21 protein-coding genes are annotated in these 20,328 nt (G+C 59.1%); 14 read left to right on the top strand and 7 right to left on the bottom strand.

Features of this window, described 5'->3' with window-relative positions; all coding sequences use genetic code 11:
- The first annotated feature begins 18 nt into the window (after positions 1 to 18).
- The 4 genes from ftsZ to recN all read left to right on the top strand — a co-directional run bounded on the left by ftsZ (position 19) and on the right by recN (position 5,783).
- The gene (gene ftsZ / locus T18_RS16440) at positions 19 to 1,764 is read left to right on the top strand and encodes a cell division protein FtsZ (protein WP_003513206.1); all 1,746 of its coding nucleotides are present in this window, start codon (positions 19 to 21) and stop codon (positions 1,762 to 1,764) included.
- A 271-nt stretch (positions 1,765 to 2,035) separates the two neighbouring features.
- Positions 2,036 to 2,992, top strand: a complete 957-nt coding sequence (gene lpxC, locus T18_RS16435) for a UDP-3-O-acyl-N-acetylglucosamine deacetylase (protein WP_003513204.1) — start codon at positions 2,036 to 2,038, stop codon at positions 2,990 to 2,992.
- A 235-nt stretch (positions 2,993 to 3,227) separates the two neighbouring features.
- Positions 3,228 to 4,094: an outer membrane protein assembly factor BamD gene (locus T18_RS16430; protein ID WP_003513201.1), complete on the top strand. Its 867-nt coding sequence runs from the start codon at positions 3,228 to 3,230 to the stop codon at positions 4,092 to 4,094.
- Positions 4,095 to 4,109: 15 nt separating this feature from the next.
- Positions 4,110 to 5,783 (top strand): DNA repair protein RecN, encoded by a 1,674-nt coding sequence (recN, locus tag T18_RS16425; protein ID WP_038491607.1) that lies wholly within the window; start codon positions 4,110 to 4,112, stop codon positions 5,781 to 5,783.
- On the opposite strand, the gene T18_RS16420 is transcribed toward recN, so the two are convergent.
- Positions 5,780 to 6,394, bottom strand: a complete 615-nt coding sequence (locus T18_RS16420; protein WP_038491604.1) for a LysE family translocator — start codon at positions 6,392 to 6,394, stop codon at positions 5,780 to 5,782. The genes recN and T18_RS16420 overlap by 4 nt on opposite strands.
- Positions 6,395 to 6,524: 130 nt before the next feature.
- Here T18_RS16420 and ligA point away from each other — a divergent pair, with 130 nt between their 5' ends.
- The gene (gene ligA / locus T18_RS16415) at positions 6,525 to 8,699 is read left to right on the top strand and encodes an NAD-dependent DNA ligase LigA (protein WP_038491602.1); all 2,175 of its coding nucleotides are present in this window, start codon (positions 6,525 to 6,527) and stop codon (positions 8,697 to 8,699) included.
- 64 nt (positions 8,700 to 8,763) lie between these two features.
- A complete protein-coding gene (locus tag T18_RS16410) occupies positions 8,764 to 9,657 on the top strand; it encodes an aminoglycoside phosphotransferase family protein (RefSeq protein WP_038491599.1) in 894 nt (297 codons plus the stop codon).
- A 4-nt stretch (positions 9,658 to 9,661) separates the two neighbouring features.
- Here T18_RS16410 and T18_RS16405 read toward each other — a convergent pair whose 3' ends face one another.
- Together T18_RS16405 and T18_RS16400 are read right to left on the bottom strand one after the other, a co-directional pair.
- Positions 9,662 to 10,192 (bottom strand): GNAT family N-acetyltransferase, encoded by a 531-nt coding sequence (locus T18_RS16405; RefSeq protein WP_013636501.1) that lies wholly within the window; start codon positions 10,190 to 10,192, stop codon positions 9,662 to 9,664.
- Between the two features lie 187 nt (positions 10,193 to 10,379).
- Positions 10,380 to 11,312, bottom strand: a complete 933-nt coding sequence (locus T18_RS16400) for a DMT family transporter (protein WP_025594031.1) — start codon at positions 11,310 to 11,312, stop codon at positions 10,380 to 10,382.
- Between the two features lie 197 nt (positions 11,313 to 11,509).
- On the opposite strand from T18_RS16400, the gene gcvA reads away from it, so the two are divergent.
- From gcvA to T18_RS16385, 3 genes are read left to right on the top strand one after another with little or no spacing between them, the layout of a single operon-like run.
- Positions 11,510 to 12,412, top strand: a complete 903-nt coding sequence (gene gcvA / locus T18_RS16395; RefSeq protein WP_038491596.1) for a transcriptional regulator GcvA — start codon at positions 11,510 to 11,512, stop codon at positions 12,410 to 12,412.
- Between the two features lie 43 nt (positions 12,413 to 12,455).
- The gene (locus tag T18_RS16390; RefSeq protein ID WP_013636498.1) at positions 12,456 to 13,064 is read left to right on the top strand and encodes a 3'-5' exonuclease; all 609 of its coding nucleotides are present in this window, start codon (positions 12,456 to 12,458) and stop codon (positions 13,062 to 13,064) included.
- A gap of 46 nt (positions 13,065 to 13,110) precedes the next feature.
- Positions 13,111 to 13,602 (top strand): CreA family protein, encoded by a 492-nt coding sequence (locus T18_RS16385; protein WP_003513184.1) that lies wholly within the window; start codon positions 13,111 to 13,113, stop codon positions 13,600 to 13,602.
- Positions 13,603 to 13,814: 212 nt separating this feature from the next.
- On the opposite strand, the gene T18_RS16380 is transcribed toward T18_RS16385, so the two are convergent.
- Complete coding sequence (locus T18_RS16380) at positions 13,815 to 14,282, bottom strand: chemotaxis protein CheW (protein WP_003513183.1); 468 nt, start codon at positions 14,280 to 14,282, stop codon at positions 13,815 to 13,817.
- 85 nt (positions 14,283 to 14,367) lie between these two features.
- Here T18_RS16380 and T18_RS16375 point away from each other — a divergent pair, with 85 nt between their 5' ends.
- From T18_RS16375 to T18_RS16365, 3 genes are all read left to right on the top strand, one after another.
- Positions 14,368 to 14,664, top strand: coding sequence for a hypothetical protein (locus T18_RS16375; protein ID WP_075807733.1), 297 nt, complete (start codon positions 14,368 to 14,370; stop codon positions 14,662 to 14,664).
- Between the two features lie 143 nt (positions 14,665 to 14,807).
- Positions 14,808 to 15,407: a cytochrome oxidase assembly protein Sco gene (gene sco, locus T18_RS16370; protein WP_003513179.1), complete on the top strand. Its 600-nt coding sequence runs from the start codon at positions 14,808 to 14,810 to the stop codon at positions 15,405 to 15,407.
- Between the two features lie 95 nt (positions 15,408 to 15,502).
- On the top strand, positions 15,503 to 16,381 hold the full coding sequence (locus T18_RS16365; RefSeq protein WP_003513177.1) for a 50S ribosomal protein L11 methyltransferase: 879 nt from the start codon (positions 15,503 to 15,505) through the stop codon (positions 16,379 to 16,381).
- A 150-nt stretch (positions 16,382 to 16,531) separates the two neighbouring features.
- Here the strand turns inward: T18_RS16365 and T18_RS27180 are convergent, their stop codons facing one another.
- Entirely contained in the window at positions 16,532 to 16,705 is a 174-nt protein-coding gene (locus tag T18_RS27180) for a hypothetical protein (protein WP_003513176.1), read from the bottom strand.
- Positions 16,706 to 17,042: 337 nt separating this feature from the next.
- On the opposite strand from T18_RS27180, the gene T18_RS16360 reads away from it, so the two are divergent.
- On the top strand, positions 17,043 to 18,884 hold the full coding sequence (locus T18_RS16360; RefSeq protein WP_038491591.1) for an aminopeptidase P family protein: 1,842 nt from the start codon (positions 17,043 to 17,045) through the stop codon (positions 18,882 to 18,884).
- On the opposite strand, the gene T18_RS16355 is transcribed toward T18_RS16360, so the two are convergent.
- Both T18_RS16355 and T18_RS16350 read right to left on the bottom strand, forming a co-directional pair.
- Entirely contained in the window at positions 18,881 to 19,195 is a 315-nt protein-coding gene (locus T18_RS16355) for an AzlD family protein (protein WP_019565298.1), read from the bottom strand. The two genes, T18_RS16360 and T18_RS16355, sit on opposite strands and share 4 nt — an antisense overlap.
- Positions 19,192 to 19,911, bottom strand: a complete 720-nt coding sequence (locus T18_RS16350; RefSeq protein ID WP_019565299.1) for an AzlC family ABC transporter permease — start codon at positions 19,909 to 19,911, stop codon at positions 19,192 to 19,194. The genes T18_RS16355 and T18_RS16350 overlap by 4 nt, the downstream gene beginning before the upstream one ends.
- Positions 19,912 to 20,091: 180 nt before the next feature.
- On the opposite strand from T18_RS16350, the gene T18_RS16345 reads away from it, so the two are divergent.
- Positions 20,092 to 20,328 carry a DUF2164 domain-containing protein gene (locus T18_RS16345; RefSeq protein ID WP_038491588.1) on the top strand — a complete coding sequence of 79 codons (237 nt, stop codon included), beginning with the start codon at positions 20,092 to 20,094 and terminating at the stop codon, positions 20,326 to 20,328.

Raw genomic sequence — 20,328 nt, 5'->3', positions numbered from 1 at the left:
GAAAGAAGGAATGGTAAAATGACGATACAGCTGCAAAAGCCTGATATCACCGAGCTGAAGCCACGCATCACTGTTTTCGGTGTCGGCGGCGGTGGCGGTAACGCTGTCAACAACATGATCACGGCTGGCCTCCAGGGTGTCGATTTCGTCGTCGCCAACACGGATGCACAGGCTCTGACCATGACGAAGGCAGACCGGGTCATCCAGCTCGGCGTCAACGTCACCGAGGGTCTCGGTGCCGGTTCCCAGCCGGAAGTCGGACGCGCCGCCGCTGAAGAATGCATCGATGAGATCATCGATCACCTGAACGGCACCCACATGTGCTTCGTCACTGCCGGCATGGGTGGTGGTACGGGCACCGGTGCTGCACCTGTCGTTGCACAGGCTGCCCGCAACAAGGGCATCCTGACGGTCGGCGTCGTTACCAAGCCTTTCCATTTCGAAGGCGGTCGCCGCATGCGTCTTGCCGAACAGGGCATCGAGGAACTGCAGAAGTCCGTCGATACGCTGATCGTCATTCCGAACCAGAACCTCTTCCGCATTGCCAACGACAAGACGACCTTTGCCGATGCCTTCGCCATGGCTGACCAGGTTCTCTATTCCGGCGTTGCCTGCATTACCGATCTGATGGTGAAGGAAGGTCTCATCAACCTCGACTTCGCTGACGTTCGCTCGGTCATGCGTGAAATGGGCCGCGCAATGATGGGTACTGGCGAAGCTTCCGGTCCGGGCCGTGCGATGCAGGCTGCGGAAGCGGCAATCGCCAACCCGCTGCTCGACGAAACCTCGATGAAGGGCGCACAGGGCCTCCTGATCTCCATCACCGGCGGTCGCGATCTTACCCTGTTCGAAGTCGACGAAGCGGCTACCCGTATTCGCGAAGAAGTCGATCCGGATGCGAACATCATCCTCGGCGCAACCTTCGACGAGGCACTTGAAGGTCTCATCCGCGTCTCCGTCGTCGCGACCGGCATCGACCGCGTTGCGGGCGTTGGCGAACAGAACGTTGCCGATATGCGCGCCGCAGCCGCCAAGCCGCTTATCCGTCCTTCCGCGGCCGTTGCTCCCGCTCCGGCCGCAGTTCAGCCTGCACAAGCAGTATCGCAGGCACCAAAGACCGTAGACCAGATCGCCCAGACCATCCGTTCGGCGGAAGCCGAAATGGAACGTGAACTTGGTTTCGCAGCACACCAGCAGCCCTCTCAGGATTTCCGTCCGCAGAGCAAGCTGTTTGCATCCGCTCCGGCTGAAGCACCGGCAGCTCTCCGTCCGGCACAGCCGGTTCAGCAGGCTGCTCCGGCACCTGTTGCCCCGGCACCGGTCTATCACGCGCCGGAACAGGTTGCCGCTCCGCGTCTGCAGCAGCCTCAGGCTCCGGTCTATCAGGAGCAGGCTCCTGTTGCCCGCCAGCCCGAGCCTGTCCGCATGCCGAAGGTCGAGGACTTTCCGCCGGTCGTGAAGGCCGAGATGGATCACCGTGCCCACGCAGCTCCTGCAGCCCAGGAAGAGCGTGGCCCGATGGGTCTTCTGAAGCGCATCACCAACTCGCTTGGTCGACGCGAAGAGGAAGAAGTTCCTTCCGAAATGATGGATGCGCCGAGCATGGCGCCGCAGCAGCGCCGCGCACTTTCGCCGGAAGCCAGCCTCTACGCTCCGCGTCGTGGCCAGCTTGACGATCACGGTCGTGCGACGCCTTCTTCGGCAAGCCACCATGACGACGACCAGCTGGAAATTCCGGCGTTCCTGCGTCGCCAGTCCAACTAACAGCGATTCCGTTCGCCTCTCCAAACGCCCGGGTCACACGACCCGGGCGTTTTGTTTTATTGTGCGTTATTAGCAGTAAATTAATTCATCTTTTCAATGGCTTGTGCGTGTAACAATCCGAAACGAACAGTGATTTGTCCTGGCACTTTCATGTGCGTATGTATGAGGCTGGGTAAGGGAAAACATTGACCTCGCCGGTTGTTGAAACCGGCTTGAAAAACTTGAACGGCGCTGAATATACGGCGCGGTTTTCAAAACAAGGCATATACGCATGACTATCGGACTGCTCGGATTTCAGACGACTATCGCAAATGCTGTTCAGCTCAAGGGCATTGGCGTGCATTCCGGCAATCCGGCTTCGATGACGTTCCAGCCCGCAGAAGCAGGAACGGGCATCGTGTTTCAGCGCCTTCATGAAAATGGCAGCGTAACCGAGTTGAAGGCGGTGTCTTCCAATGTCGGCAATACCGATCTGTGCACCGTGCTCGGCCGCTCGCTATCCCAGTCAGTGGCAACGGTCGAGCACGTCATGGCTGCCATCTACGCCATGGGCCTCGATAACCTCGTCGTTGAGGTCGACGGTCCGGAAGTGCCGATCATGGACGGCAGCTCTGCGCCATTTATCGATGCGATCGAATCGGCTGGCATCAAGAACCTTGGTGTGAAGCGCCGCTATATCCGCGTCATCAAGCCGGTGCGCATCGATTCGGGTGCGTCCTGGGCGGAGTTCCGCCCTTACGACGGCACGCGGTTCGAGGTCGATATCGACTTCGACACGCCGCTAATCGGCAAGCAGTCCTGGAAGGGCGACCTGACGGCGGATACGTTCAAGAACGAGCTTTCGCGCGCCCGCACCTTCGGCTTCATGCGTGACGTGGAGCGCCTGTGGGCTGCTGGTTACGCACTCGGCTCCTCGCTTGAAAACTCTGTTGTCATCTCCGATGACAACAGCGTCATCAACATGGAGGGCCTGCGTTATGCCAAGGACGAATTCGTTCGCCATAAGACGCTGGACGCCGTGGGCGACCTGGCACTTGCCGGTGCGCAGTTCATCGGTTGCTATCGCTCCTATCGCGGCGGCCACAAGGTCAATGCCAACGCGCTGAAGGCTTTGCTGAGCGACCGCTCGGCCTATGAGATCGTGGAGGCTCCGGCCGCCCGCAACCAGGTACGTGCCCGCGAATTCGTTCCGGTCAACATGCCGGAATTTGCACCCTGGTCCGCTTGAGTTTGTTGCAGGCTATTGATTGACAGGAAAAGCCGCTCCGTTTCGGGGCGGCTTTTTCACGATGAGGGGCGGGATGTTTTGTCATACCGCCTGATATTCATGCGATTGCATGGGCCGATGCCATAAAAATGCGTTAATGCATCATCATTGCGTTGCCCTGCAGATGCTTTTATGGCTAGAAACGCCAGTGCAAAGCCGATGCTTATGTATTTGCGCGGGAAGTGGGAACTGTCGAATGAAGCATGTAGGGTCTGGTGCAATGAAGGGTACGATGCGGGGGATCGCCGTTTCGTTGATGTTGGTCGGTGCGAGTGTTGCCGTCACGGCCTGCCAGTCCGATCCGGATATCGACATTACCAAGCTCGGCGTCGAGACCGATCCGCCAGACGTTCTGTACAAGCAGGGGCTTGCAAACATGAACGCCGGCAACATGACGGAAGCCTCACGCAAGTTCGAGGCGATCGACAAGCAATATCCCTTCACCGAATGGGGCCAGAAGGCGCTTGTGATGCAGACCTTCATCGCCACGCGCACCAACAAGAACGACGTGGCCATCGCGTCCGGCAGCCGCTTCCTGCGCCAGTATCCGCGCTCCAAGGATGCCGCTTACGTTCAGTACATGATCGGTCTTGCCTATTCGAAGCAGATTTCCGACGTGACGCAGGACCAGCGCGCCGCGCAGCGCACGGTCGAGGCGATGAGCAAGGTGGTCAACGACTACCCTGATTCGGAATATGTCGCTGACGCGCAGGCCAAGATCCGTTTCGCCCGCGACCAGCTCGCTGGCCGCGAAATGCAGGTCGGCCGTTATTACCTTGAGCGCAAGGAATATCTCGCCGCCGTTTCGCGTTTCCGTATTGTCGTCGAGCAATACCAGAACACCAACCAGATCGAGGAAGCGCTGGCCCGTCTGACGGAATCCTATTATGCGATGGGTCTTTCCGACGAGGCGCAGACTGCTGCCGCCGTTCTCGGCAACAACTATCCCGACAGCCAATGGTATGCGGATTCCTACAAGCTGCTGAAGGGCGGTGGGTTGGAGCCGCGTGAAAACAAGGGGTCCTGGATTTCGCGCGCCGGCAAGAAGCTTATCGGCGCCTGAGACAGGGCATAGGCCATGCTGGTCCAGCTCTCGATTCGTGACATCGTTCTGATTGAAAGGCTCGACCTCGGCTTTGAGGCGGGCCTTTCCGTGTTGACGGGTGAGACGGGCGCGGGCAAATCCATTCTGCTTGACAGCCTGTCGCTGGCCCTCGGGGGCCGCGGCGATGGCGGTCTGGTGCGCCACGGTGAAGAGAAGGGACAGGTCACTGCCACTTTCGAAGTTCCGAACAGCCACCCCACACGGCATCTCCTGCGCGAAAACGGCCTCGATGACGATGGCGACCTGATTTTCCGCCGCGTGCAATCCGCAGACGGACGCACCAAGGCCTATATCAACGATCAGGCCATCAGCGTGCAGATGATGCGTCAGCTGGGGCAGCTATTGGTCGAAATTCACGGCCAGCACGACGACCGCGCTCTTGTCGATACCGATGCCCACCGCACGCTGCTGGATGCTTTCGCCGGGCTGAGCGACGATGCCCGTGCCGTTCAGGGTTTCTACCGCACATGGAAGGACGCCGAGCGGGCATTGAAAACTCATCGTGCCAAGGTTGAGGCTGCTGCCCGAGAGGCGGACTATCTGCGTTCCTCCGTCGAGGAGCTTGAGGTGCTCTCGCCGCGCGACGGCGAGGAGGAGGAGCTTGCCGAACGTCGGGCGGTGATGCAGAAATCCGAACGTATTGCCGGTGATATCGCCGAAGCGAGCGAGTTCCTGAACGGCAACGCCTCGCCAGTGCCCATGATCGCATCCATGATGCGGCGCCTGGAACGCAAGAGCCACGAGGCGCCGGGATTGCTGGAAGACACCGTGCAATTGTTGGATGCCGCGCTCGACAGCCTTTCCAACGCGCAGATGGAAGTGGAGGCCGCACTTCGCCGCACCGAGTTCGATCCACGCGAGCTGGAGCGGGTGGAGGAACGGCTGTTTGCGCTACGCGCCGCCGGACGCAAATATAATGTCGCGGTGCCTGATCTGCCGGCGATTGCGGAAAAAATGGTCGCGGATCTTGCCGACCTCGATGCGGGCGAAGAAAAGCTCGGCAAACTTGAAGCCAATCTCGGCGTTGTGAAAGCCAATTTCGACCACGCGGCCAAATCGCTTTCCGAAAAACGCCACAATGCGGCGAACGCGCTTTCCGAAGCTGTCATGGCGGAGCTTCCGGCGCTCAAGCTGGAGCGGGCACGTTTTACCGTCGAAGTCAGCTCCGACCCGGAGCAAGCGACGGCTGACGGTATCGACATCGTGGAATTCCACGTTCAGACCAATCCTGGAACGCGGCCCGGCCCGATCATGAAAGTCGCTTCTGGCGGCGAATTGTCCCGTTTCCTGCTGGCGCTTAAAGTCGCGCTGGCGGATCGTGGTTCGGCACCGACACTGGTGTTCGACGAAATCGACACGGGCGTTGGCGGCGCTGTGGCAGATGCCATTGGCCAAAGGCTGCGTCGTCTGTCGAAAACCGTGCAGGTTCTGTCCGTCACCCACGCGCCCCAGGTGGCCGCGCGGGCGGCCACACATCTTCTCATTTCCAAAGGCCCCTCCGGCGACGGCACCGAGCGCATCGCCACGCGTGTCGCTACCATGGAGCCGAAACATCGCACCGAAGAAATCGCCCGCATGCTTGCCGGTGCCTCGGTGACAGATGAGGCGAGGGCTGCTGCCGCCCGCCTGCTTGCCGCCAAGGATTAACGGCTGACGGCCACCGCCACGCCGGAGCCGATCATGACGCCGCCCGTCGCCCGGTTCACCCTGCGGACGATTCTTGGCTCACGCAGCAGCTTTCTTGCCCGCACAGCCAGAACCACATGAGCGCCGATCACAACCGCCTCCACCACGACGATGACGGATGCCAGCGCCAGAAGGTGATCGGCCGTCAGCGAGGCGCCGACAACGTTCGGTAACAATGCCACGTAAAAGAGCGGCATTTTCGGATTTCCGAGATTGAGCGCGGTTCCCGTGGCGAATATCGAAAGAAGGCTACGGTGGCCATTCACGGGTTGCAGATCGGGAACCACAGGTTCCGCTGTCCAGAGTTTGAAGCCCATCCAGATGAGATAGGCCGCGCCGCCATAGCGCAGCACCGCCATCACCGTTCCCATTTCGGCGGCGAGGATCGACAGGCCGAAGGCTGCAAGCGTGAGGAATATCAATATTCCTGCCACGGTTCCGGCCCCATAGGCGAGGCCGGAGGCGGCACCATGGGTGATGGTGCGGGCGACGATCGTCATATTGTCCGGGCCGGGGCTGGCCGCGAACACGAAGAAGGCTGCTGCAAAGGCAATGAGGGTGGTGAGTTCCATGTGGGTTCCGGCTTCCGTTTCATCCGGATGCTCAGAATAGCGGATTCCCGCCTGTTGAAAAGCGAGGATGGTTTTGCGTTTGCCAATAATTCGCTAAAAGCATTGCAGATTCATCCGTGAGGCTTCTTCCATGTCGAAAGACCAGATTCCCGTCGAAAACCTGACCGAGCTTGAGGCCTCTTCCGAGCTGGCATTTCTGGCAGCCGAGCTTTCCCGCCACGATGCGCTTTATCATGGCAAGGACGCGCCGGAAATTTCGGACGCGGACTACGATGCGCTGAAGCGGCGCAACGATGCCATAGAGGCGGCTTTCCCGGCGCTGGTGCGGGCCGACAGCCCTTCGAAGAAAGTCGGCTTCACGCCGCTTCCCACCTTCGCGCCCATCGTGCATGCGCGGCCGATGCTGTCACTCGACAATACGTTTTCTGAAGGTGATCTGCGCGATTTCGTCAGTTCGGTTTACCGCTTCCTTGGGCACCTGCCGGATGATTCGATTGCCTTTACCGCTGAGCCGAAGATCGACGGACTTTCCATGTCCATCCGCTACGAGAACGGCAAGCTGAAGACGGCGGCAACACGTGGCGACGGCACGACGGGCGAGAACGTCACCGCCAATATCAAGACCATCAAGGAAATTCCGAACGAGCTGCCTGCCGATGTACCCGATGTGGTAGAGGTGCGCGGCGAAGTTTATATGGCCAAGAGCGACTTCATGGCGCTCAATGCCCAGATGGAGGCCGATGGCAAGCAGACCTATGTGAACCCGCGCAACACGGCCTCCGGTTCGCTGCGCCAGCTTGACGCCAATGTGACGGCGAAACGCAAGCTGCGGTTCTTTGCCTATGCGCTTGGCGAGGTCTCCAATGGCGGCCAGCCGACGCGGATTGCCGACACGCAATATGGTATCGTCGAGAAATTCCGGGAATGGGGTTTCCCGGTCAATCCGCTGATGAAGCGATTCACCTCTGCCGAACAATTGCTTGAACATTATAATGAAATCGGAGTCGCGCGACCCGATCTCGATTATGATATCGACGGCGTGGTCTACAAGGTCGACCGGCTTGACCTTCAGGAACGGCTGGGTTTCCGTTCGCGCAGCCCGCGCTGGGCCACCGCACACAAGTTTCCGGCAGAACAGGCCTTCACCACGGTCGAGAACATTGAAATCCAGGTAGGGCGCACCGGCGCGCTGACACCGGTTGCGCGTCTCACCCCGATTACCGTCGGCGGCGTCGTCGTCACCAATGCGACGCTACACAATGCCGATTACATCGAGGGTATCGGCAATAGCGGCGAGCGCATTCGGCCCGAGGATCATGATATCCGCATTGGCGATACTGTCATCGTGCAGCGTGCAGGCGATGTCATTCCGCAGGTGCTGGATGTGCTTCTGGAGAAGCGCCCGGCTGAGGCGGTGAAATATGCGTTTCCGGAGAAATGTCCTGTGTGCGGCAGCCATGCGGTGCGGGAGCGCAACGAAAAGACCGGTAAGCTCGATTCGGTCACGCGCTGCACCGGCGGTTTCGTCTGCAGGGCGCAGGCGGTCGAGCATCTGAAACATTTCGTTTCGCGCAATGCCTTCGATATCGAGGGGTTGGGTACCAAGCAGATCGATTTCTTCTTCGAAAGCGAGGATCCGGCCCTCTCCATCAAGACCGCGCCTGATATTTTCACGCTGAAGGCGCGTCAGGAGGCATCGCATCTTACCAAGCTCGAAAACATAGATGGCTTCGGCAAGGTCAGCGTCAAGAAACTGTTCGATGCCATCGATGCCCGCCGCGAGATCGATCTGCATCGGCTTATCTTCGCTCTCGGCATTCGTCATGTCGGTGAAACCACGGCGAAGCTTCTGGCGCGTTCCTATGGCACCTATGAGCATTTCGAGGAAGCCATGAAGGCGGCAGCCGACCCGGCGAGCGATGCCTGGGCCGAACTCAACAGTATCGATGGCATCGGCGAGGTCGTGGCGCGCGCCATCATCGAATTCTACAAGGAACCGCGCAATCTCGATGTCATCGACCGGCTGATACGGGAGCTGCGGCCGAAGGAGGCCGAGAAGCCCTCGACCGAAGGCAGCCCGGTGGCGGGCAAGACGGTGGTCTTTACCGGGTCTCTGGAAAAATTCACGCGCGACGAGGCCAAGGCCCGTGCGGAAAGTCTGGGCGCCAAGGTGGCCGGCTCCGTATCGAAGAAGACGGATATTCTGGTGGCCGGGCCGGGGGCAGGTTCCAAGCTTGCCAAGGCGGCGGAGCTGGGCGTTCAGACCATGGACGAGGACGAGTGGCTGGCGCTGATCGGTGGCTGAAGCACCGTCATCGCCTCGTTGTTTTGCGCCGCTATGGGTCTCATCCTGAAACGGGGAACGGGACATGGATGACCGCATCGTCATCTCTAGGCAGCAGGTTCGAGCGCTGATCGCAAGCCAGTTTCCGCAATGGGCGGGGCTTGATGTCAGGCCGGTGGAACTGAGCGGCTGGGATAATCGCAGCTTCCGCCTTGGTGATGATATGCTCGTTCGCCTGCCGAGCGCTGGCCGCTATGTGGCACAGGTGGAGAAGGAGCATCGCTGGCTGCCGAAGCTTGCGCCTCTTTTGCCTCTTCCGATCCCAAAGCCATTGGCGATTGGTGAGCCGGGACAAGATTATCCGTTTCCATGGTCCGTTTATGGCTGGCTTGATGGCGAGGCTCTCGCCCGGCATCTTGGGCATATAAATCTCGCAACAATAGCCGTCGACGTAGCAGCGTTTTTGAAATCCCTGCAGGGCATCGATGCGACGGATGGTCCGCTTGCGGGCGAGCACAATTTCCACCGCGGTGGGTCGCTTGCGGTCTATGACGGCGAGGCGAGGGCGGCGGCGTTGCGCCTTGCCGATGAGGTCGATCAGAGGCTGGCCACGGAAATATGGCAGCTTGCTCTTTCGAGCAGCTGGCATGGCCAGGGCGTTTGGGTGCATGGCGATGTTGCCGAAGGCAATCTGCTGGTGAGAGATGGCCGCCTCTCAGCCGTCATAGACTTCGGCAGTTCCGGCGTCGGAGACCCATCTTCCGATCTCATTCTGGCATGGAACGTGCTCGACGCCGAAAGCCGGAACGTCTTTCGCCTAGCGATGGATCTCGACAATGCCACATGGCAGCGCGGGCGCGGCTGGGCGCTGTGGAAGGCGTTGATCACGCTTGAGGCTCAACGTGGACGTGATGAGAAACTGGCCGAATGGTCACGTCGGACCATTCGGGAAGTGATTGCCGATCATTTGTCCGCCTGAAACATCAGCGCAGACGTGCCATGACGTAGGCGTCGACATATTTGCCGTCGCGATAGGCATCGTTGCGCAAGGTGCCCTCGCGTTCGAAACCGAGTTTCTCATAGAGCCGGAGGGCGGCGAGGTTGTCGGTGAAGACATTCAGTTCGATGCGACGGATATCATGCCAGTTATCGGCCGCGTCGATGAGTGCCGTCAGAAGCCTTGAACCGACGCCCTTTCCGGCGAAATCGTCGTGAACGGACATCGCAAGATCGGCGACATGGTACTGTCTGCCCGCTCTGCGGTATAATCCGGCGTTACCAACGAGTTTTCCGTGCCACTCCGCGACGATGACGATGTCGGTAGGGGCTCTGTTTTCTATCGATTTTCTCGTCTTTTCAATCGTCTGGAAAGGCTGCCGAAGGGTGCCGTGCCGGACGCCGGGAAGGTTGAGCATTTCCGTCAAAGCTTCGACGTCTTCAAGCCGGGTCGCGCGCAGGACAACGTCCTTCAGATCAAATGGCTTGTTTGTAATATCCGCTGGTTTCATGTTCATGCCTGTCTCCTTGTGGCGCGTTCGGAGCAGGCGTGACACCCCTGCTCTTATCGGCAGGGGTGGATGTTGATCGCTCAGTGCGCGGACATGCCTTTCCCTGCCGGTTGACCGGTCATCGTCATATGGCGGGTGGTCGTCGTCTTGATAGCGATCATGATGGCGAGAATGCTTTTACGAACTGTCACTGTCAAGCGGGTGCCTTGCGCAGGAAATCTCTTAGTTTTGCCGGCAGCCTGCCGTCAATCGCGGCAAGGCCGGCGGCAATCATCGCCATTCCAGCGAAGTGCTTAATTTCCAGCTGTTCTCCGAGAATGAGCGAACCGAGAAGGATGGCGCTGACGGGAATGAGGAAGGTGACGAGCGCGAGATTGGTGGCGCCGGCAGTTGCAAGGATGCGAAAGAAGATGAGGTAGGCCAGGGCCGTGGACAAGAGCGCGATACCAATGAGTGCGCCCCAGGTGCCGAGGCTCGGCATGGCAAGCGTCCAAGGCTTGTCAATGAGGAGCGCGGCGGGGATCAGCATCAGTGTCGAAGACGATATCTGGCCGGTGGCGGTCATCAGTGGCGGCACGCCCATGGCCTTGAAGCGGCGGCCGAATATGCCCGCGAAAGAATAGGAGATAGCTGCGCCGAGAATGGCAATCTGACCCCAGAGGCCGGAGATCGCACCGCCAAAGGCTGCCGGGCCGATCATCGTCGCCACGCCGGCAAAACCGATGAGAACACCCGCCAGCTTGTTGCCCGTCATCTTCTCGTCGGCTGTGAGGAAATGGGCGACGATGACGGTAAAGAGCGGCGTCGTCGCATTGAGGATCGAGGCTAACCCGCTGGCAATATGGGTCTGGCCCCAGACGATCAGGCAGAAGGGAATGATGTTGTTGAGCAGGCCCATGCCGAAAAAGGCGCGCCATACGGCCCATTGCCGTGGCAGATGAAGGCCCATGATGCGGCAGACGATCAGCAGTGCCGTGGCAGCGAGGCTGACACGCAGCGTGACGATGGTGACGGGTGGCAGTTCCTTGACGGCAATGCCGATGAAAAAGAACGATCCGCCCCACAGCAGCGAGAGCGCCACAAGCATCCCCCATTCGCTGGCATCCATCTGTTTTTGTATTGCCACCTTCGTCTCTCCCACCGCTGGAAAATTGAAATAGTCACAGAGAACGCCACGTTCAGCCACCCGATATCGGTTGAGTTTACCTCAATCAGTCGTCTGGCAATCTTGGTTCCGTCCGCGCCCGTTGCATCTATTTACTCCTCATATTATGCTGTTTTCAAACGATAGTTTCTCGTCGGATAATTGAGCTCAGCTAAACCATGGTTGCAGAACTCCCTTCCTTGAAAGGATTGCAGGCCTTTGAGGCTGCGGCGCGCTACCGCAGTGTCACGCTTGCCTCCAACGAGTTGAACGTCACCCCCGGCGCGGTCAGCCTGCAAATCCGGGAGCTGGAAGCCCGCCTTGGCGTGCAGCTGTTTGTCCGCAAGCCGCGCAGCATCCAGCTGACGCGTGAGGGCGAGCGGTATTACGGTTCCCTTCGCACCGCATTCCGGATGATGCGCGAGGCGACGGCGGAACTGACGGCGCGATCAGAGATTACGGTCTTGACGTTAAGCTGCACGCCAACTTTTGCGGTGCAATGGCTGATGCCGAGATTGCCCGGCTTTCAGCAACAACATCCGGAAGTGGATGTTCGTATCAGTGTGACGAACCGGCTGGTGGATTTCTCAAGGGACGATGTCGATCTGGCCGTGCGTCACGGTTTCGGTCGCTATGAAGGGCTGGAAAGCATCCGATTCATAGACGACAGCACCTTGCCGGTCTGCTCGCCGCACCTTTTTGAAAAATATGGCCCGCTTCGGGTGGCCGGTGATCTGAAATGCGTGCCGCTTTTGCACGATGAAAACCGCAACGAGTGGCGGCGCTGGCTGGAAACGGCGGGGGCTACAGAGGTCGATGCTTCCGGGGGTACCGTGTTCATCGACAGCAACGGCGCGCTGGACGCGGCCAAGGCCGGGCATGGTGTTGCGCTGACGCGGCGATCGCTTGTTTCCCGCGAACTTGCCGAGGGAGCGCTGATAGCTCCCTTCGGCACGGACATTGCCAGCACGCTTGCCTATTTCCTGGTTTATCCGCGGCGCATGCTTGATAATCCCGATCTTGTGAGGTTGCTTGACTGGATGCTTGTGGAAGCGGGGTCTACCGAAGCCGGTTCTCTTTGACGCCAATCCGGTCTATGCCGGAATGAAACAACGGGAATCACTCTTGAAAACCATCGCCATCGATTTCGAGACCGCCAATGAGGAACGGGGTAGCGCCTGCTCCATCGGGCTTGCGTGGATAGAAGACGGTGAGATCGTTCGCGTCGAGGAACGGCTCATCCGGCCGAAGGACATGCGGTTCTCGCCCTTCAATATTGCCGTGCACGGTATTCGCCCTGCCGATGTAGAGGATGCGCCGGAATTCCCTGATGTGATGGAAGAATTCATCGACGATTTCCACGGCGCCACGATGATTGCCCACAATGCCGCCTTCGATTTCAGCGTCATGCGGGCATCCTTCGACAAATACCGGCAGTCCTATCCTGATCTTTCCTATCTTTGCAGCGTCAAGATTGCACGCCATGTCTGGCCGCAGCTGGCGTCGCACAAGCTGAATGTGATTGCCCATCACCTCCAGTTGCGTTTCGTGCACCATAACGCCGCCGAAGATGCTGTCGTCTGCGCGGCAGCGTCGATTGCGGCGGCCAGGGCGTTGCGCGTTGACCATATCCGCGACCTGCCGGAAAAGATCGGCATGGTTGCCGGCCGTCTCACTTCCACGGGCTATCAGCCTTGCAGCATGAAAAAACGTGTTGTCTCGCGGGTTGCGTAACCGTTCCCGGCACTTATGTTTGAAGTAGCATAACGGAGAACATGCGATGACGATGAAAACGCTCTCGGGTTTGTTTGCAGGCTTTCTGGTGTTGTTTCCGGTGACGGTTGCGCATTCGGAGGTCGTCGGTAAGGTCGGTGTCGATTGGATCGGCAACGATATCGTCATCGAGGCTATTGCCGATCCCAAGATCAAGGGCGTGACCTGCCATGTCACCTATTTCGATCGTGGCGTCATCGACCGGCTGAAGAATGGCAATTGGTTTGAGGACCCTTCCAACAACGCCATTTCGTGCAGCCAGACGGGTCCGGTCGAAATCGGTGATATCGATCTGTCGAAGGGCGGCGAAGAGGTGTTCCGGCAGGGCATGTCGCTGGTGTGGAAGAAGCTGGTCGTCAGTCGCGTTTACGACAAGGCGAATGACACGCTGATCTATCTGGTCCATGCGCGCGAGCTGAAGGATGGCTCGGCCAAGATGGCGATTTCGACGGTGCCTCTCTATAACCAGCAGGTGACGTGGGAAAAGGGCAAGCCTTGAGGCTTTGCCCTTGGTACTGCTGACACCATAATTGACCCGCGACGTCATCCTTGGGCCGTCCCGAGGATCCAGTCACGTATCGTAAAATCGATAGGTTGTAGATGCTCGGGACAGGCCCGAGCATGACGGAGGAGAGGTTTCCGACCCTGCCGTGCCCCTCAGGGCAAGCTATGGAACCTGCGCGTTATATTATCAAAACCTCACCGGCTCTATCAGGCCGCTTCGCGCGCCAGCTCGTCGGCAATCACGGTGTCGAGGTTGAGGAAGCACACCATGCTCTTTTCCAGCGCCACGATGCCGCGGCAGAAGTTGCGCTGTTCTTCGGGAATGATGTCGGGCGCCGGCTGCAGGTCTTCGGAGCGGATGGTCATCATGTCGGAGACCTGTTCCACCAGAAGTCCTACCAGCTTGCCGCCGATATCGGTGACGATGATGGCGGAGCGCTCGGAGGGTTCGGTCATTTTCATGCCGAGGCGGCCTGCCATGTCGATGACGGGGATGACGGCGCCGCGCAGGTTGATGAGGCCGAGAACATAAGGCGGCGTGTGCGGCATCGGGGTAACCGGTGCCCAGCCGCGGATTTCGCGGATCGCCATGATGTCGATGCAGAATTCCTGACCGCCGAGATGGAAGGAAACGATTTCGAGATATGCGCCGGATTGCTTGATGGCGTTGGACATGACGGCAGGTTTCCTCTGGCGGCTCTTAGGCAGGCCCATGCATGATTGAGCTTTATGCGGTGGCCGGAGTGGACCGGGAGACATCATGTCGGAACTTAAAAACCGCTATGGCCATATTGCACAGCAAGATTTTAAACTTTCCCTAACAATTGGCGGTGCCGCGCTCGCAAAACCCAGTATTTTGGCGGTTTTCGTGCTGGTGCAAACAGGTTATAACAGACGCATGAATACACTCGTTGCCAATCCGCTGAAGTTTATTCTTGCAAGCCTTGCGGTAGCGGCTTCGCTTGCCGTCGTGCTTCTTGCCTTCGATGGCTGGGTGCGACACGGCACGGATATTTTCCTCTCCGCCGTGCAAAGCGGCATCGCCTGGTGTCTGTGATCTGCCGTCCCGTCCCGGCTTTGTGACAAATCAGCGCGGTTTACGCAAATACGCCCAGTTGATTTGCCGTCGCCACCGCTGTTCGTTATCAGACGGTGGAGGCCCACGTCATGCGGCCGGCCTTCGGGGGTAGGATTAGGACAATGAGAAATATTCGCATCGTATTGTGGGCCGTGGTGGTCGTTCTTGTCGGTGTCGTCAGCTGGTTGACGCTCGAAATGACGAAGACCCGTGAGGAAATGGTGGAAACGGCCTATGGCGTGCCGTTCGAACTCACGGCGCAGAACGGTCAGCCGATCACCGAAAAGGCGTTTCAGGGCAAGCCCACAGCGCTCTTTTTCGGTTTCACCCATTGCCCGGAAGTCTGCCCAACGACGTTGTTCGAGCTGAACGGCTGGATGGAGAAGGTAGACCCAGCCGGCGACAAGCTGCAGGCCTATTTCGTATCCGTAGACCCCGAGCGCGATACGCCTGAGCTCATGCAGCAATATGTCTCCAACGTCTCGAAGCGGATCACTGGCATCACCGGTCCGGCCGACAAGATTGCCGAAACGCTGAAAGGCTATCGCATCTATGCCAAGAAGGTGCCGGTCGATGACAAGGATCCGAATGGTGACTACACCATGGATCACACGGCTTCCGTCATCCTGCTTGACGCCAATGGTCGTTTTTCCGGCACCATCGCCTATGGCGAGAACCCCGATGTTGCCGAGCAGAAGCTCCAGAATCTGCTGAAGGGTTGAACGAGACGGCATAATTGTGCCTGGCTTATTGGACTGGCGGAGGTTTTGTGGCAAATGCAAGCCTTAAGAACCTTAGCTAGAGAAAGCAGCCTGCCGTGAGCGAAATCCGACTTTACGTCACCACGACCGAAATCAAGGCCGGTGAAATCCTCGATCTCATGTCGGACTATTTCGGCGAGGAGGATGTCGCGATCGCCACCACCGAGGTGGATGAGAAACGCGACATCTGGGAAGCTTCGGTTTACCTGATGGCCGAGCAGGAAGACGAATTCCGCGAGCGCATCGACACCTTGCTGGCACCGGCCTTTCCCGGCCTCGCCATCGAAAAGGAGATCGTTCCCGACATCGACTGGATCGCCAAGTCGCTCGAGGGGCTGAAACCGGTACGGGCAGGGCGCTTCATCGTTCACGGCGCGCATGATCGCGATAAGATCAAGCCCAACGATCTGGCCATCGAGATCGAGGCCGGTCAGGCTTTCGGCACCGGCCATCATGGCACGACAGCGGGCTGCCTTGAGATGATCGAGGATGTTCTGCGGGCGCGGACCGTGCGCAATGCGCTCGATCTCGGCACCGGCAGCGGTGTATTGGCAATTGCCGTGCGCAAGATGCGCCATATTCCGGTACTCGCAACGGACATTGATCCCATCGCGGTACGCGTGGCCAGGGAGAATGTGCGGCTGAACGGCATCGTCTCCGGGCTGGCGCTTGAAACCGCTCCGGGTTTCCACTCCGACGCTTTCCGCAAATACGGCCCGTTCGATCTCATCATCGCCAATATTCTGGCGCGGCCGCTCATCAAGATGGCGCCGCAGCTTGTCACGCATCTGGCGCCCGGCGGCACTGTCATCCTGTCGGGAATTCTCGCATCGCAGCGCTGGAAGGTGCTTGCGGCCTATAATGGCGCGCGACTCTCCCACGTCCGCACCATCTGGCGCAATGGCTGGGTCACGCTGCATCTGCGCAAGGACTGACACTTTAGCAGCATCCGTTTCCGGACAAAGAAAAGGCGGCGCTTTCGCGCCGCCTGAAAACCCGCGAGCATATTGGAGGAGAATCGCTCAAGCGGGTCGACGTATTCCTGTTCCTGCGCGGTGGAGGGAGGATCGCCGCGCCCGAAGTGATCAGAATACGTAGCTGGACTTTGCGGTGCGGCGAAGTTCGGCGCGGTTCATGCCGAGCGCTTCGAGCGACTTGTCGTCGAGGTTGAGCAGGGCTGCGTTGACATGACGGCTGACCTGACGCTCGCGTGCTTCAATGACGCGATCGAAAGCGGTGCGGAGGAAAGATTTTGCCATTGCTTCAAATCCTTGTTTGCCAGGAGAGTGTGTCTCTCGCTGTGTTGGCTTGAAGATAAGCGATGTGTTTTTGTTTGGTTAGGGGTCTTGCTTCAAGGTATGTATGCGTTTTTCGCATGTCTGCGGCTTTTCAATATTACTTATTTAGGGAAAATTGCTCAATTTAGTGGCGTCCTTTCTCAGCCTTTGCGGTAAACGGCAGCGCGCGTGCCTGTCGTAATGGTTGATGGCACATATGGCTTGAAACCGGGTTTGTCGGCATGGCATTGTCGTTGCGCGCCAATGATTTGACGGCGTGACCGACCGCTTTCCTCATGACAGTTCCCGAAAGATGCCCATGTTCCAGACCTTCGAAAACAAATCCGCGCCGCAATTCGGCAAGGCCCGCGTCGAGGCGCTGCGTGCCAGTTTCGACGCCCTTGGTATCGATGGTTTCCTGGTGCCGCGTGCCGATGAATATCAGGGCGAATATGTACCTGAATCATCTGAGCGTCTGTCATGGCTGACCGGATTTACCGGCTCTGCCGGCATTGCGCTGGTAACGCGCGCAGAGGCGGTGGTGTTTGTCGATGGCCGGTATACCACGCAGTTGAAGTCGCAGGTCGATCAATCGGTGTTCAGCGGTGGTGATTTGGTCGGTGCCCCGCCTTCCGTCTGGTTGTCGGAGCACGGGGCTGCGGGCTTTCGGCTCGGGATCGATCCATGGCTGCATACCGGCGCTGAATTGAAGCGGCTGGAAAAGGCGCTTGCGGGGAAGGGCGGTTCCGTCGTCCTGCTCGAAAACAACCCGCTCGATGCGCTGTGGCACGACCGCCCGTCAGAACCGCTGGAGCCTGTCGTCATCCAGCCGGAAGCCTTCACCGGCAAGCTGGCGAAGGAAAAGATCGCCTCGCTGGCAGAGACGGTGTCTGCCAAGGGAGCCGATGCACTGCTGGTGACAGATCCGTCTTCCATTGCCTGGATTTTCAATATTCGCGGCAACGATGTGCCGCACACGCCGCATCCGCTTGCCCGCGCCATCATCTATGCGGATGGCAAGGCCGATATTTTTCTCGACAAACGCAAGACCGGTATCGAGGCCGAGGCCTATCTGGCACAGCTGGCGACGCAATTGCCGCCATCGACTATCGCCGATCGTCTGCACGCCATTGCCAGCGCCAAGGGCCGCGTCATGGTGGACGCCGATCTGACGCCTGTGGCGCTGACAGGGGCGATTACGGCGGCGGGTGGCACCTTGATCGAGGAGGCCGATCCCGTCCGCTTGCCGCGCGCGTGCAAGAACGCGGCGGAGCTTGCCGGCTCGGCAGCGGCACATGTGCAGGACGGCGCGGCTATGGTTGAATATCTGTGCTGGCTGGATCGTCAGCAACCGGGCAGCGTTACCGAAATCGCGGCCGTGAAGGCGCTGGAGGCTGCGCGCGCCAAAGTGGGGCAGTCTCTCCAGAATCCTCTAAAGGACGTGTCTTTCGATACGATTTCGGGCGCGGGCGAACATGCCGCCATCATCCATTATCGCGTCACCACCGATACGGACCGGACACTTGGCGATGGTGAGATGTTCCTCGTCGATTCCGGCGCGCAATATGTCAACGGCACCACTGACATCACCCGCACCGTGGCAATCGGCAATGTCCCGGAAGATCAGCGGCGTTTCTTCACGCTGGTGCTGAAGGGCGTGATCGCCATCAGCGACGCACGGTTTCCCAAGGGAACGCGCGGTTGCGATCTCGATCCCCTGGCGCGTATCGCGCTGTGGAAGGCCGGTGCGGATTATGCTCATGGCACCGGCCACGGCGTCGGCTCCTATCTTTCGGTGCATGAGGGGCCGCAGCGTATTTCTCGGCTTTCGACGCAGGAACTTCTGCCGGGCATGATTCTGTCGAATGAGCCCGGTTATTACCGCCCCGGCGCTTTTGGCATTCGCATCGAAAACCTGATCTATGTGCGCGAGGCGGCGGAAGTCGCGGGCGGCGATCAGCCGATGTTGTCCTTCGAGACCCTGACCTGGTGCCCTATCGATCGCAGGCTGGTCGTCACGGCACTTTTGACCGACGACGAACTGGACTGGCTGAATGCCTATCACGCCGGCGTTCTGGAAAAGCTCTCGCCTTTGATCGCGGATGAAGAGGTGAAGGTGTGGCTTGTTGCGGCCACGCAGCCTCTGGAGCGGAGCGCTTAAAGGAGAGAAAAGTGCCTGATGGCGACGACGATGGCCCAGCCAATGGCCAGCATCGTCAGGCCGGGGAAACGCAGGCAGACCAGAAGTGCGGCCACCATGGCGATCTTCACCTCGTATCCGCCTTCAAAAAAGGCGGGTGCGACAAGGGTCGTCAAAACCGCCACGGGAACGGCGTTCAATCCCGCCTCCATGCGCGGCGGGATGGATTTCATCCGCGTCATCAGAACATAACCGCCGATGCGGGTAAGATAGGTGGCGACAGTGGCGAGCGCGATCAGGATCAGCGTGTCGGCGTGCAGCAGATCGCTCATGGCGTTTCCACCTTGCTTTCAGAATTGGCCTCGCCGGTTGGTTTCGGCGGATAGACGACTGCGACGAGAATGCCGGCAAGCGCGCCGAGGCTGACATGCCAGGGCGAGCCGACGATGTGATAGGCAACGGTTGCGCCAAGAGCGCTTGCCAGCATCACCGGGTAAAAATTCTCCCGCTGGCGGAAGCTCAAAACCATGCCCATGAAATAGATCGGCAACAGCACATCAAGGCCGATGGCTTTCGGGTCGCCGACGAGATTGCCGAGCGATGCGCCGACAATGGTCATCACCAGCCACAGAATATAGATCGGCGTGGCGAAGCCCATGTACCAGGCAAAACCGACCACGCCGGTGTTTTCGTATTTCCTGACCGACTCGGCGAATTGTGGATCCACCAGCACGAAGAACCCCATGGCCTTTTGCAGGAAAGTCCAGTTGGTGATCATTCTGGCAATGGCGGCCGAATAGAGAATATGGCGAAAATTGACGGCAAAGACCGATAGCACGATCAGCCAGGGGGCTACTTTCTGGCCGAATAATTCGATGCCGACCAGCTGGCTGGCACCGGCATAGACGGTGCCGCTCATGATCGTCGCTTCGGCGACGCTCAGCCCGTTATCGACCGCGACCGCGCCGAACAGCGCGCCAAAGGGAGCGGCGGAAAGGGCGATCGGAAAGCCGCTTTTGAGGCCTTCGCGGAAATCTGCATTGGACATTGTTCAGGAACTCCTTGCCCGCCGCTCTATCGCCGTCCCGGCCGGCTGGCAAACAAATTGCATGAATGGATCGATTGATTCCCTTGAAGCTTCCGTTACGGTAACGCCGATACGCGACGTCGGACGGAAGGCCTCACCCGGTTTTGCTCCCCGCCCAAACGATTGAATAATGGAGGATCAATGCTGGAGAAGCAGGACAGGGCCGTGCTGGCCGAGCGTGTTCGGGAGTATCTGGCCCGGGAGACCGAAACCGAGATCGGCTTGCTGCAGGCGGAAATCTTCGTCGACTTTCTGGCCGAAGAAGTCGGATATGTCTTCTACAATCAGGGGCTCAAGGATGCGCATGCCGCGATCCTGCGGCGTCTGGAGGATGCGGCAGGCGATATCGACGTGCTGGAGAAGCCGAGGCTGCGATGA

This window comes from Rhizobium sp. TBD182 (assembly GCF_001950375.1).
In the GTDB taxonomy this organism is placed as follows: Bacteria; Pseudomonadota; Alphaproteobacteria; order Rhizobiales; family Rhizobiaceae; genus Agrobacterium; species Agrobacterium tumefaciens.
This window is presented reverse-complemented; position numbering and strand designations above follow the sequence as displayed.

Bases quoted from the DNA above. Each gene is read 5' to 3' on its own strand.
- sco (WP_003513179.1), top strand. From the start codon at position 14,808: ATGAGAAATATTCGCATCGTATTGTGGGCCGTGGTGGTCGTTCTTGTC.
- T18_RS27180 (WP_003513176.1), bottom strand. From the start codon at position 16,705: ATGGCAAAATCTTTCCTCCGCACCGCTTTCGATCGCGTCATTGAAGCA.
- T18_RS16420 (WP_038491604.1), bottom strand. From the start codon at position 6,394: ATGGAACTCACCACCCTCATTGCCTTTGCAGCAGCCTTCTTCGTGTTC.
- T18_RS16430 (WP_003513201.1), top strand. From the start codon at position 3,228: ATGAAGCATGTAGGGTCTGGTGCAATGAAGGGTACGATGCGGGGGATC.
- ligA (WP_038491602.1), top strand. From the start codon at position 6,525: ATGTCGAAAGACCAGATTCCCGTCGAAAACCTGACCGAGCTTGAGGCC.
- T18_RS16360 (WP_038491591.1), top strand. From the start codon at position 17,043: ATGTTCCAGACCTTCGAAAACAAATCCGCGCCGCAATTCGGCAAGGCC.
- ftsZ (WP_003513206.1), top strand. From the start codon at position 19: ATGACGATACAGCTGCAAAAGCCTGATATCACCGAGCTGAAGCCACGC.
- gcvA (WP_038491596.1), top strand. From the start codon at position 11,510: ATGGTTGCAGAACTCCCTTCCTTGAAAGGATTGCAGGCCTTTGAGGCT.
- T18_RS16385 (WP_003513184.1), top strand. From the start codon at position 13,111: ATGACGATGAAAACGCTCTCGGGTTTGTTTGCAGGCTTTCTGGTGTTG.
- lpxC (WP_003513204.1), top strand. From the start codon at position 2,036: ATGACTATCGGACTGCTCGGATTTCAGACGACTATCGCAAATGCTGTT.
- T18_RS16350 (WP_019565299.1), bottom strand. From the start codon at position 19,911: ATGTCCAATGCAGATTTCCGCGAAGGCCTCAAAAGCGGCTTTCCGATC.
- recN (WP_038491607.1), top strand. From the start codon at position 4,110: ATGCTGGTCCAGCTCTCGATTCGTGACATCGTTCTGATTGAAAGGCTC.
- T18_RS16405 (WP_013636501.1), bottom strand. From the start codon at position 10,192: ATGAACATGAAACCAGCGGATATTACAAACAAGCCATTTGATCTGAAG.
- T18_RS16355 (WP_019565298.1), bottom strand. From the start codon at position 19,195: ATGAGCGATCTGCTGCACGCCGACACGCTGATCCTGATCGCGCTCGCC.
- T18_RS16380 (WP_003513183.1), bottom strand. From the start codon at position 14,282: ATGTCCAACGCCATCAAGCAATCCGGCGCATATCTCGAAATCGTTTCC.
- T18_RS16375 (WP_075807733.1), top strand. From the start codon at position 14,368: ATGTCGGAACTTAAAAACCGCTATGGCCATATTGCACAGCAAGATTTT.
- T18_RS16410 (WP_038491599.1), top strand. From the start codon at position 8,764: ATGGATGACCGCATCGTCATCTCTAGGCAGCAGGTTCGAGCGCTGATC.
- T18_RS16345 (WP_038491588.1), top strand. From the start codon at position 20,092: ATGCTGGAGAAGCAGGACAGGGCCGTGCTGGCCGAGCGTGTTCGGGAG.